9 protein-coding genes and 2 pseudogenes are annotated in these 12731 nt (G+C 62.8%); 7 read left to right on the plus strand and 4 right to left on the minus strand.

Going from position 1 to position 12731, the window contains the following annotated elements; all coding sequences use genetic code 11:
* Positions 1–874: pseudogene (locus APM_RS07230) on the minus strand (IS256 family transposase); the annotation flags it as partial.
* 52 nt (positions 875–926) lie between these two features.
* Here APM_RS07230 and APM_RS23080 point away from each other — a divergent pair.
* Positions 927–1043 (plus strand): annotated as a pseudogene (locus tag APM_RS23080) (integrase core domain-containing protein); the annotation flags it as partial.
* 209 nt (positions 1044–1252) lie between these two features.
* On the plus strand, positions 1253–2122 hold the full coding sequence (locus APM_RS20280; RefSeq protein WP_011941273.1) for a PaaX family transcriptional regulator C-terminal domain-containing protein: 870 nt from the start codon (positions 1253–1255) through the stop codon (positions 2120–2122).
* Here the strand turns inward: APM_RS20280 and APM_RS07240 are convergent.
* Entirely contained in the window at positions 2078–2806 is a 729-nt protein-coding gene (locus tag APM_RS07240) for a TetR/AcrR family transcriptional regulator (RefSeq protein WP_007422704.1), read from the minus strand. The two genes, APM_RS20280 and APM_RS07240, sit on opposite strands and share 45 nt — an antisense overlap.
* Positions 2807–2808: 2 nt before the next feature.
* On the opposite strand from APM_RS07240, the gene APM_RS07245 reads away from it, so the two are divergent.
* The 5 genes from APM_RS07245 to APM_RS07265 all read left to right on the plus strand — a co-directional run bounded on the left by APM_RS07245 (position 2809) and on the right by APM_RS07265 (position 10100).
* Positions 2809–4482 carry an efflux transporter outer membrane subunit gene (locus APM_RS07245; RefSeq protein WP_241763122.1) on the plus strand — a complete coding sequence of 558 codons (1674 nt, stop codon included), beginning with the start codon at positions 2809–2811 and terminating at the stop codon, positions 4480–4482.
* Positions 4479–5663, plus strand: coding sequence for an efflux RND transporter periplasmic adaptor subunit (locus tag APM_RS07250; RefSeq protein WP_007422706.1), 1185 nt, complete (start codon positions 4479–4481; stop codon positions 5661–5663). Before APM_RS07245 ends, APM_RS07250 begins: the two co-directional genes overlap by 4 nt.
* Positions 5664–5672: 9 nt before the next feature.
* Positions 5673–8735: an efflux RND transporter permease subunit gene (locus APM_RS07255; RefSeq protein WP_007422707.1), complete on the plus strand. Its 3063-nt coding sequence runs from the start codon at positions 5673–5675 to the stop codon at positions 8733–8735.
* 24 nt (positions 8736–8759) lie between these two features.
* Complete coding sequence (gene cueR / locus APM_RS07260; protein ID WP_007422708.1) at positions 8760–9173, plus strand: Cu(I)-responsive transcriptional regulator; 414 nt, start codon at positions 8760–8762, stop codon at positions 9171–9173.
* 132 nt (positions 9174–9305) lie between these two features.
* Positions 9306–10100: a YiiX/YebB-like N1pC/P60 family cysteine hydrolase gene (locus APM_RS07265; protein ID WP_007422709.1), complete on the plus strand. Its 795-nt coding sequence runs from the start codon at positions 9306–9308 to the stop codon at positions 10098–10100.
* Between the two features lie 54 nt (positions 10101–10154).
* Here APM_RS07265 and APM_RS07270 read toward each other — a convergent pair whose 3' ends face one another.
* Positions 10155–11936 carry an IlvD/Edd family dehydratase gene (locus tag APM_RS07270; RefSeq protein WP_007422710.1) on the minus strand — a complete coding sequence of 594 codons (1782 nt, stop codon included), beginning with the start codon at positions 11934–11936 and terminating at the stop codon, positions 10155–10157.
* A gap of 11 nt (positions 11937–11947) precedes the next feature.
* Positions 11948–12700, minus strand: coding sequence for an SDR family oxidoreductase (locus APM_RS07275; RefSeq protein WP_007422711.1), 753 nt, complete (start codon positions 12698–12700; stop codon positions 11948–11950).
* Positions 12701–12731 lie beyond the last annotated feature (31 nt).

A 12731-nucleotide genomic window follows, 5' to 3' on the forward strand; every position in this document is an offset into this window, starting at 1 on the left:
CCTCGGCGGCCCTGGCATCGACGGCCCGGTAGATCCTTGAGGGCAGTCTCGACCGCCTTGCGGTCCTTGTAGGACACGAAATCCATGGAGTTCCGGAGCAGATGGACGATGCAGGTCTGCACGATCGTCTCGGGAAAGACGGCAGTGATCGCCTCCGGCCCCCCCTTCAGGCCATCGACCACAGCCAGCAGGATGTCCTCGACGCCGCGGTTCTTCAACTCGTTCATCACCCGCAGCCAGAATTTGGCGCCCTCGTTCTGCTCGATCCACATCTGAGCACGACCTTCGTCCCGTCGGCCATGACGCTCAGCGCGATATCGATCGCCTTGTTGCGGACCACGCCTTCGTCGCGGATCTTCTCCCTGATGGCATCGAAGAATACCAGCGGATAGACCGGATCCAGCGGCCGCTGCTGCCAGGCCGTCACCTCGTCCAGCACGGCATCCGTGATCGTGCTGATCAGTTCCGCCGAGGCATCCATGCCGTAAATCTCGCGCAGATGTTCCGCGATCTCCCGGATGCGCATCCCCCGCGCATACATCGAGATGATCTTGTCATCGAAGCCCGGAAACCGGCGCTGGTATTTGGCGATCAGTTGCGGATCGAAGCTACCCGCACGGTCTCGCGGGATCGCGATCTCGATCTTTCCCGTGCCGGTCAACACCGACTTGCGGCCGTAGCCGTTGCGGCTGTTCTCCGCCTCCGCTTCGTCACTCAGATGGTAATCCATCTCCGCGCTCAAGACCCGCTCCGCCAGGGCTTTCTTCAGCGCGTTCACCAGGTCCCCAGAATTCAGCGCTGCCGCCGCGTCACCACCAGCCAGAAGCTGGTCCAGCAAATCGCCCGGGATCGCCGGTGCCGTCCGTCGTGCCATATGGGCCTTCCTTTCTGCCCATTATCCAAACCACACACCAAATTCAGGATAGTGCCGACGCCTGCGGGACCAATGTCTCAGCGAGGCGCTGTTCACCTCGCTATCCCATGCACGGCTCGTCCTCGTTGTCTGGCAACACGGCTACAATACCGGAGGCCGTACTCGAAACTGGGCGGAAAGGCCCCCGCCAAGATCATCGGCCAACGTATTTGGAGGCATGCCCCCAGACGCGTTGCATTCACCTCAAACAACCATCATGAAGGAACAAGACTCTATCCTTGGTCGGCAACAATCGGGGGAGCAGGTCGTCTTGGCCATTGTCACGGTTCGGTTAACGCAGCACTGGCGAAGCTGGGCGGATTAAGGTCTTATCCGACCATGAACCATCATGTCGCCGCTCTTGTGGCCCGATTGCATGAGCAACCCTCCCATACCGGATCGCTTATCGTAACGCTGTTCGGGGATGCTCTGCTACCACGCGGCAGCGCCATTGCTCTCGCTACCATACTCGACCTGTTCGAGTCCCTTGGCATTGGCCCGGGTGTAATACGTACCGCTATCTCGAGGCTTGCCGCTGATGGCTGGCTGGTGGCGAGCCGCCGTGGCCGTTCGAGTTACTACCGGATCGGCCCGTCACGCCGCGGTGAGTTCATCCGCGCCGCGCGACATATCTACGGTCGGCCTCGTGGCACAGCAGCTCGGAGCCTGATCATCGCCCTCCCCGAGCCAGGACCGGGCCGGGAACCTGCACGCGAGCGGTTCAACCGACTCGGCTTTGCCTCATGGCAAGGCATACTGCTCGCGCCGGACCGGCCGTTGCCACGCTCGCTCGAAGCTGGGAGCATCGTTCTTCGAGCAACCGGCGGCCCGGAATCACTGCGCCGACTGGCGGCGCGAGCCTGGCGACTGGATGCCTTGTGCGATCACTACAAGGGATTTCTTGCCATTTTCGGCGGGCTTACGGCCGACGCCCCGGCTTTCGATCCGCGCGATGCGCTGCTGGCCCGGCTGCTGCTGATCCATGACTACCGGCGGATTGTGCTGCGGGACCCGCGTCTGCCGGCTACTTTCCTACCGGAAGAGTGGGCCGGCGACGGGGCGCGCCGACTCTGTGCCCAACTCTACGAGGCGCTACTCGATGCATCGGAGCTCTGGCTGAGCCATAACGGCGCGACCGAGACAGGCGCGCTACCGACGGCAGATTCAACTCTGCGCCATCGTTTCGCGGACCTGCGCGGGCACGTCTGATCCCACCCGCCCGCTTGGCCTAGCCCCACCGAGGAACAAGCCGACAGCACGGGCAATCCGGGCATCGATTTCGGCACGGCTACGGGCCTTTCCGATGCCCAAAAGCATTTCGATGTGGATATTACCGACCGCCATCCCGTAAAGCATGTGTGCCGCCTCTTCGGGATCGTCGATGGCGAGGGATCCGCTGGCGGCACTGGCGGAAAAATAATCCCGCAGCGCATCACGGCACGGCTTTGCCCCCTCCCGATCCAGCAGGCGGGAGAGCGTCCGGCCATGCATGTATTCCGCCATGATCAGCCGGGCAAGTGCGATAATCGACGGGCTCAACACGTGGTGCGCCCACAAGCGGAGCATATCGTTCAATACGTCGTCCACCGGCCGCCCCTCGGTCTCAATGCCGGAAACATCAAGAGGGCGACGGCGGCGCTCGAGCAGAGCGGTGAACAGGTCTTCCTTGGAGTCCACAAGCTGATAAAGCGTTCGCTTCGACATGCCGGCCTCCGCGGCAATATCGTCCATCGTCGCGGCATGATACCCCTTGCGAAGGAACACCCGTTCCGCCGTCTCGATCAGCGCATCGCGCCGTTGCCGCGCCGCATCTGCGGCGTCGCGCCGGCGGCAAACTCGTGTGACAATACCCATCAGCCAGTTCCTCGCCTTCTTCTCCCATCGCAGGAACATTCATGAATTTCAATATTAAATCGGCCTCTTTTCGATATCTTGACGCATCGGCAGAAAACTCTGTAGTTTCCACTTGTCCACTGAGGAGGCTCCCGCGTGCAGGCTGGCGGTTCTGTCCGCATTCAGTTCAGGCACGCCAGGTACTGCATATCATGAATTTTTCCGATATCCTGCTTCATCGCCGCGTTCGGCTGGCAACGGTTCTGCTCGGCACCACGCTGCTCGCGGGTTGCGCGGTCGGCCCGAACTATCACCAGCCCGCGGCCCCGAAGCTGCATGGCTACACCACAAGCCGACTGCCCAACAGCACGGCTTCGACCTCCGGCGCAGGAGGAACTCCGCAGCATCTCGTGATCGGCCAGAAAATCGCTGGCGAGTGGTGGACGCTCTACCATTCGAAACCACTCGATGCGCTGATCCGCAAGGCTTTGGGGAACAATCCGAGCCTGGAATCGGCCCAATACACCCTGCTGGCCGCACGCGACACCGCCCGAGCGGCCGAAGGCGGGTTTTTCCCTTCAATCTCTGGAAGTTTCCAGGCCGAACGAGTGCGCAGCGGACTGGGAACGACGAGCCTCGGCTCTGCCGGCGCCGGCCTCACCTATTCGCTGCGCAACGCCTCCGTCGCGGTATCCTATGCGCCCGACGTGTTTGGCGGCACACGGAGGCAAGTCGAAAGCCTGCATGCTCAGGCCGAACAGCAGCGATTCGCACTTGAGGCTACCTATCTCTCGCTCACTGCCAACATCGTCACCGCCTCGGTTACCGAAGCTTCGCTGACCGCCCAGATCGAGGCGACGGAGCGGATCATCCGCGCGGAGAAAGGACTGCTCGACATTCTCGACCGTCAGGTGGCGCTTGGAGGCATTCCCGAAACCAACGCGATCACCCAACGCACCCAGCTGGCCCAGACAGAAGCAACACTACCGCCTCTGCGCAAGCAGCTTGCGCAGACACGGGACCAACTCGCAGCCTATGAAGGAGTTCCTCCGAGCCGCTTCCACGCAGCCGATTTCACCCTGGCCGATCTCGCGCTGCCGGAAAGCCTGCCGGTGAGCCTCCCCTCCGCGCTGGTACGCCAGCGCCCAGACATTCGCGAGGCGGCAGCGGTCTTGCACCAGGACACGGCGCAGGTCGGCGTCGCCACCGCGAACATGCTGCCGCAAATCACCCTTTCCGCCGGCATCGGCCATGAAGCGCTGGACGGCCAGGCCCTGTTCGCTCCGCAGACCCTGTTGTGGAATCTTGCCGCCGGCATCACCCAGCCCTTCTTCGAGGGTGGCACGCTGTTCTACAAGCGCCGCGCCGCTGTTGCGACCATGAAGGCAGCTGCCGAGACCTATGAGAACACGGTCGTACTCGCCTTCCAGAACGTGGCGGACGCACTGGAAGCCCTGCATTACGACGCCATCGCGCTTGCGGCGGACACTGCGGCCGAGCACGACGCGCAGCGCAGCCTCAATCTCATCGAGCGTCAGTTCCGCCTCGGCGGCGTGCCCTACACCTCGGTGCTGACCGCCGAGCAAACCTACGAATCGGCCGTCATCACCCGCATCAAGGCCACTGCCCAGCGCTATGCCGATACGGCGGCGCTGTTCCAGGCTCTCGGTGGCGGCTGGTGGCACCGGCATGACGTGAAGAAGCAAGTCGAAACCTGCTGTGGAGTATTGCCATGACGGCGCCCGCCCCCGGAACCGCCAGCGAAACACCCGAGCACAAGACGAAGAAACCTTCGATCCTGCTACGCATGATCGTGATGCTCGTGCTTGCGGCCCTCGTGCTCGGCGCGATCTTCGGCTTCGGCGCGTTCCGCGACGTGATGATCGCGAAATTTATCGCCACGCTGAAGAACCCACCGCAGACGGTCGCGACCATGGTCGCGAAGGAAACGCCGTTCCAGAATACCGAGACGGCCACCGGCAGCCTCGTGGCGCTTCAGGGAGCCGCTCTCTCGGCGCAGGTCGCTGGCATCGTCAACACGATCGACTTCAGATCGGGCCAGGACGTGAACAAAGGCCAGCTCCTGCTCACCCTTCGTCCGAACAACGACGATGCCGTGCTCGCACAGCTGGAAGCGACGGCAAAACTCGACGCGATCACCTATCGGCGTGATCTCGCCCAGTATCAGGTACGGGCGGTGAGCGCGCAGACTGTCGATACTGACCGGGCCAATCTCGCCAGCGCCGAAGCGCAGGTGCGCAGCCAGAAGGCGCTGATGCAGGAGAAAAGGATTTTCGCGCCATTCTCCGGCAGAATCGGCATTCGCGCCGTCGATATCGGTGAGTTCCTCGCCGCTGGCACAACCATCGCCACGCTTGAGCAGCTCAACCCGATCGCCGTCGATTTCTACCTGCCGCAGACCGCATTGCGGACGATTCGGCCGGGCATGAAGGCCGACATTTCCGTGGACGGATTCCCCGGCATCGAGTTCAAAGGAAAGATCACGGCACTCGATTCCGCCGTCGGGACAGCAACGCGCATGATCCAAATCCGTGCGGTGCTGACCAATCCGCATGAGGAACTCCGACCCGGTATGTTCGCGCGGGTCAGCATTGATGTCGGCGCGCCGCAAAACGAAATCACTTTGCCGAAGACGGCAATTGCCTACAATCCTTACGGCGATACTGTATTTCTCGTGAAGCCCGACAAGCGGAGCAAGACGCACAAGTCTGCCGAACAGGTTTTCGTGACCCTGGGACAGACGCGCGGCGATCAGGTCGCCGTGCTCAAGGGCCTCAAATCGGGCGACGAGGTCGTGGTCGCGGGCCAGATGAAGCTGAAAAACGGCACACCTGTCGCGATCAACAACAAGATCCTGCCGCAGAACCTGCCCAATCCCTCCGTGCCGAACGAATAAGCGCACGCCATGAAAAATCTCACGACCCTATTCATCCGGCGGCCTGTGCTGTCGATCGTGGTCAGCGCCGCGATCCTCGTGCTCGGTCTGCGCGCGCTCGCCGGGCTTCCTGTCCTCGAATATCCGAAGACAGAGAACGCGACGATCACGATCACCACCACCTATCCGGGCGCCGACCCGAACACCATTGCCGGCTTCGTGACGACGCCGATCGAACATGCGATCGCACAGGTCAACGGCATCGACTACATGACCTCGCAGAGCCAGACCTCGACCAGCACGATCAAGGTCTTCCTCATCCTCAACTACAATCCGGACAAGGCGCTGACCGAGATCCAGGCTCAGATCCAGTCGGTTTTGAACCAGTTGCCGTCGGGCACACAGCAACCCCAGCTCAAGCTGCAGGTCGGCCAGCAGCTCGATGCCATGTATATCGGCTTCAAGAGCAACGTCCTGTCACCGAACCAGATCACGGACTATCTCACCCGAGTCGTGCAACCGCAGTTGCAGTCGGTGCCGGGAGTGCAGACGGCGGAGATTCTTGGCGCGCAGAACTTTGCGATGCGGATCTGGCTGGAGCCCGCGAAGCTCGCGGCCTATGGCCTGACCGCGACCAATGTCTACGACGCGCTTGCCGGCAACGATTTTATCAGCGCGCTTGGCAACACCAAGGGCACGATGACCCAGGATACGCTGACGGCATCGACCTCGCTGCACAGCGCCGCCGCGTTCCGCCGTCTGATCGTCAAGCAGTCGGGTGGCGCAATCGTGCGGCTCGGCGATGTGGCGCGGGTGAAGCTCGGCTCCGACAGCTATGATGCCGAAGTCGCCTTCGACGGCAAGCCGGGTGTCTATATCGGCATCCAGGTCGCACCCGCCGCCAACCTGCTCTCGGTAATCAGCGGCGTCGAGAAGCGCTTCCCGGAAATCCAGAAGCAGTTGCCGGCAGGGCTCGACGGCGCGATTGTCTACAACTCGGCGGCCTTCGTGAACGCCTCGATCCATGAGGTGGTCGCGGCACTGATCGAGGCTCTGCTGATTGTCGTGCTCGTGGTTTTCGCCTTCCTTGGCACGCCGCGATCGGTGTTTATCCCCGTGATCGCGATTCCGCTTTCGCTGATCGGCACATTCGCGGCAATGCTGATGCTCGGCTTCTCGATCAATCTGCTGACGCTGCTGGCCCTCGTGCTGGCAATCGGCCTGGTGGTGGACGATGCGATCATCGTTGTCGAGAACGTCAACCGCCATCTCGACAACGGCGAAACGAAACTGCACGCCGCGATCAACGCCGCCGCCGAACTCGCCAACCCGATCATTGCGATGACCGTCGTTCTCGCCGCGGTCTATGTGCCGATCGGCTTCCAGTCCGGCCTGACCGGCGCCCTGTTCACCGAGTTCGCCTTTACCCTGGTCTCGGCGGTGACGGTGTCGGCGATCATCGCGCTCACCCTCTCGCCGATGCTCTCCTCCCGCCTGCTGCATCACATTCCGCGCGACGGCACCGACTGGGAAGCCCGCCTCGTTCACTTCATCGACAAACTCTTCAACACGGTGCATCGGCGCTACATGCGGATGCTTCGCAGCAGTCTGCGCACCCTGCCGGTCACGCTCGTCTTCGGCGCCATCGTGCTCGGCAGCATCTATTTCCTCGCCGCCGGGGCGAAGAGCGAACTCGCGCCGCAGGAAGACCAGGGCGTGGTGATCCTCTCCTCGACCTCGGCGCCGAACGCCACCCTCCAGCAGAAGCTGCTCTGGGACCGGGAGTTGAACCGGCTGATGATGTCGCACAAGTCGGTCGGCCATACCTTCCAGTTCGAAACGCCGACCTTCGCGATCGCCGGCATGGTCCTCAAACCCTGGACGGAACGGACAAAGTCGGCAACTGCATTGCAGAACGAAATCCAGAAGCAGGCGGCAGAGGGTGTCGCCGGCCAACAGATTGTCGCATTCCAGCCCCCACCGCTTCCTGGCTCGCAGGGTCTGCCGGTGCAGTTCGTGATCAAGACGACCGATCCGTTCAGCGCCCTCAACGGCGTGGCGCAGAAAGTGCTGGCCGGAGCGCTGAAGACCGGCAAGTTCATCTTCCTGCAAAGCGACCTGAAGATCGATCAGCCGCAGGCCACCGTCGTGATCAACCGTGCCAAGGCGGCCACTCTCGGGCTCGACATGAGTCAGGTTGGCGCCGCGATGGCACAGGCGCTTGGCGGGCTTTACGTGAATTATTTCAGCCTCGACAACCGCTCTTACAAGGTGATCCCGCAGGTCACCCAGGCAAGCCGGCTGAACGTGTCACAGTTGCTCGACTATCCGGTCGCCAACATCAACGGCGTCCCGATCCCGCTTGGCGCGATCGCAACCATCCGCAATGAGGTCATCCCGGAATCCGTCAACCACTTTCAGCAGTTGAACGCCGCAACGATCCAGGGTGTCGCAGCGCCGGGCGTCTCCACCGGCGAGGCGGTGAAGGTATTGCAGCAGATCGCGGCGAAGGATCTTCCGAGCGGGTACGAGGTGGATTACGGCGGCCCGATGCGTCAGTTCATCCAGCAACAGGGCGGCTTCCTCGCGACATTCGGCTTCGCGGTGATCGTGATTTTCCTTGCGCTCGCGGCACTGTTCAATTCGTTCCGCGATCCGCTCATCATTCTGGTTTCGGTGCCGATGGCCATCGTCGGCGCGTTGATCTTTATCTATCTCGGCTTCGGACTCAGCCTGAACATCTATACCGAGGTGGGTCTGGTCACGCTGATGGGACTGATCAGCAAGCACGGCATCCTGATCGTCGAGGTCGCGAACGAAGCGCAACTCGCCGGCATGACCAAGCGCGAGGCGATCGAGCACGCGGTCGGCATCCGGCTGCGACCTATCCTGATGACCACTGCAGCCATGGTGCTGGGGGTACTGCCGCTGATCATCGCCAGCGGCGCCGGCGCGGCCGCCCGGTTCAACATGGGCATGGTGATCGCCGCAGGCCTTTCGATAGGCACACTTTTCACGTTGTTCGTGCTGCCCGCGGTTTATATGGTGGTAGGTCAGAAGCATCGTACGGAGGATGAGGTCAGCCATGGCTGACCTCATGTAGCGTGAGGCGGCAGCATGACCCGGACGGAGATCACGATCGGCGAGGCCGCGGCGCGGAGCGGCGTTTCGGCCAAGATGATCCGCCATTACGAACGGATCGGCCTGATCACGCCGCCGCTGCGCGGCGAAGCCAACAATTACCGTTTTTACGATGAGCGGTTGGTGCACGAGCTGCGCTTCATTCACCGCGCCCGTGACCTCGGCTTTGCCATCGTCGATATCCGGGCATTGCTTTCACTCTGGCGCGACCGTAACCGCCCCTCTCGCGACGTGAAGGCCATCGCCGTTGCCCATATCGCCGAACTCGAGGCGAAAGCAGCGGCGCTACATTCCATGAGCGCGGAGCTGAGGCGCCTCGTTGAAAGCTGCCATGGCAGTGACAGGCCGGACTGCCCCATTCTCGAAGAACTGGCAAACCCCGGAAGTTGAACGCTGCCGGTCATTCTTTCCTTTGATTCAAGCCTTCGCTGCGGCTTATGATTTGCTCTGGATAATCCGTCGGAATACGACACCGGGAGGAGCGCACATGGCGCGATACGGCGCGCAAGGTCAGCGCCACTGATGAACCGCGTTGCCGGCTGGATCGGTACCCGGCTTGCACGCTTTCTGTCCGCTCCCACGCACGGCCACGCCATCGCCCCGGCAACGGATATCGGCCAGCTTGTTGCCTGTCTCCAACCCGCCGACGTGGTGCTGGTAGAGGGTCACAGCCGGTTCAGCATCGCCATCAAGTATCTGACCCAGTCCACCTGGTCGCACGTCGCGCTTTATGTCGGCCTGCGGCGGCGCCTGCCGGATACGCCTCCCGAACCGTGCTTCATCGAAGCCGATGTGGTCGAGGGCGTGCGGATGGTGGGGCTCGAAGCATTCAGAGATTATCATCTGCGCATCTGCCGCGCGGTCGGCCTGTCGGAAAGCGAACGACAGCGCGTGATCGATTTCGCACTATCCCGCCGCGGCGCCCGCTACGATCTGCGGAACGTATTGGATCTTCTACGCTACATGATCCCGACCCCGCCGGTGCCGGTGCATCTGCGCCGCCGCCTCATCGCCTTCGGCGCCGGTGACCCCACGCGCGCGATCTGCTCGACACTCGTCGCACAGGCCTTCCAGTCGGTACTTTATCCGATCCTGCCGATGATCGGCCCAAACGACTCGCACGCACATGATTGCGATATCTGCGTCGCCGAAATTCTCCGCGTGCGCGATCATCAACTCTTCGTGCCACGCGACTTCGATGTCTCGCCCTATTTCGAGGTGGTGAAGCCCTCGCTCGTCGGCAACCCCGGCGCGATCGAGGCGGCGCGCGACGCACTCCGCGGGCCGGATGGCACCGGCCGCCGCCTCTGGCGTTAGGCAAATCGGCTTGCCGCCGCCCGGAACCAGCTCCGGGCGGCGGCAAGGTCAAGATCAGTGGTTGTCGCGCGGCACACCAAAACGCTCGGCGACTCGCTGATATTGCGGGGCATTCTCCAGCACAGCACCGGTTTCAAGCTGGCCGGTGAAACGGCGATGGATTTCCTGCCAGGGCGTCTGGTTGACCAGGTCCGGCAAGGTCAACGCCGCCCGCCGCGCCGTAAGCTCGGCCTCGTCGATCAGGATGTTGGCGCTGCGATCCTTGAGATCGACGCGGATAACATCGCCGGTCTTGAGCAGTGCAAGGCCGCCGCCCACCGCCGATTCCGGCGAGGCATTCAGGATCGAGGGGCTTCCCGAAGTGCCGGACTGCCGGCCATCACCAATGCAGGGCAACTGGTTCACGCCCTGACGCACCAGTGCGTCCGGCGGCAGCATGTTCACCACTTCGGCCGAACCCGGATAGCCGATGGGTCCGCAATTGCGGATCACCAGGATGCAGTTTTCATCGATGTTCAGCGTGGGATCGTTGATCCGGTGGTGATAATCCTCCGGCCCCTCGAAGACGATCGCGCGTCCCTCGAAAGCGTCCTCATCACCGGGCCGGCGCATGTAGCGGTCACGGAATTCCTCTGAAATCACTGAGGTCTTCATGATCGCGCTGGAAAACAGGTTGCCGCTCAGCACGGCGAAGCCGGCATGTTCGGCCAGCGCATCGTCGAAGCTGCGGATCACGTCGGCATCAATGCTGCGCTTCCCGGCGTTCTCCTCGCCCATGCTGCGGCCGCTCACGGTCAGTGCGTCGGCGTGGAATTTGCCCTGGCGAATCAGCTCGCCGATCACCGCCGGCAGCCCGCCCGCACGGTAGTAGGACTCGCCAAGATACTTGCCCGCCGGCATCATGTTGACCAGAAGCGGAATCTCGTAGCCGATCCGGTCCCAGTCCTTGATGTCGAGTTCGACGCCGATATGCCGTGCGATGGCGATGACGTGCGGCGGGCAGTTTGTCGAGGCACCGATCGCCGAGGCGCAGACGATCGCGTTTTCGAACGCCTTGCGCGTCAGGATCTTCGACGGCCGCAAATCCTCGTGGACCATCGCGACAATCCGCTTGCCGGTCTCGTAGGCGATCTGCGCGCGTTCGCGGTAGGGCCCCGGGATGGCGGCGCAGCCGGGCAGCGACATGCCAAGGGCCTCGGCCATCGCGTTCATCGAGGATGCCGTGCCCATCGTGTTGCAATGGCCAACGCTTGGCGCCGAGCCGGCCACCATGTCGATGAACTTGTCGTAGTCGAGCTGGCCAGCAGCGAGCCGCCGCCGCGCTTCCCACACGACGGTGCCGGAGCCCACCAGTTCGCCCTCGAAATGCCCATCCAGCATCGGCCCGCCAGACAGCACGATGGACGGCAGATCCACCGTTGCCGCCCCCATCAGCATCGCCGGCGTGGTCTTGTCGCAGCCGGTGGTGAGCACCACGCCGTCCAGCGGGTAGCCGTAGAGCACCTCGACCAGTCCGAGATAGGCAAGATTGCGGTCGAGCGCCGCAGTCGGCCGCTTGCCGGTTTCCTGGATCGGGTGCACCGGAAACTCGATCGGCACGCCGCCCGCGGCACGGATTCCATCCGACACGCGCTTGGCGAGTTCGAGATGATGCCGGTTGCAGGGCGACAGGTCACTGCCGGTCTGCGCGATGCCGATGATCGGCTTGCCGGATTGCAGTTCCTCGCGCGTCAGCCCGTAATTGAGGTAGCGCTCGAGATAGAGCGCCGTCATGCCGGGATTATCCGGGTTATCGAACCATTGGGTGGAGCGGAGACGTTTCGGGGTACTGCTCATGGCGGGTTCCTTCAGTTCGACCAGCCGCCGTCGATCACATGGGCGACGCCTGTGGTAAATCGGGACTCGTCGGATGCGAGATAAAGCGCGAGAGAAGCGATCTCCTCCGGCATGCCGAGCCGCCCCATGGGCTGGCGGGCGATGAATTCGGCCTCGATGACGGCTTCATCGACTTTGCGAGCCGCGGCAAGGGCCGCGATACGTCCGCGCAGTGACGGGCTCTCCACCGTACCGGGGCAGATGGCATTGCAGCGCACGCCCTGCGTCACGTAATCCGCCGCGACCGATTTGGTCAGCCCGACAACGGCGGCCTTCGACGCGCCATAGGCAAAACGGTTTGGTACACCCTTGATGGACCCGGCGGCCGAAGCGACGTTGATGATCGATCCTCCGCCGCCCTCCAGCATCCCCGGCAGAAAGGCACGGATCATGTGGAACATGGCGGTAACGTTTAGATCGAAGGAAAAGGCCCAATCGCGCTCGGAACACTCCAGCACGGAGCCGTGCGCGACAAAACCTGCGGCATTCACCAGAATGTGAATCTTGCCCAGCGAGGACGCAAGCGCTCTGATTGAGGTATCCTCCAGCACGTCCAGCTGCACGGTCTCGGCACCAGTCAGCCCGTCGAGTAGCTTCGGATCACGATCGGTCGCGATCACCTGTGCCCCTTCGCGTATCAGCGCCTCGGCAATCGCGCGGCCGATACCCTGCCCCGCGGCGCTCACCAGCGCGGTCTTTCCCGCTACTCGCCCGAAATGTGCCATCTTGTCGCTGCCTCTCCTGCGCCGCCGCCCG

Origin of the sequence: Acidiphilium sp. PM, from assembly GCF_000219295.1 — a bacterium.
GTDB classification, from domain to species: Bacteria; Pseudomonadota; Alphaproteobacteria; order Acetobacterales; family Acetobacteraceae; genus Acidiphilium; species Acidiphilium multivorum.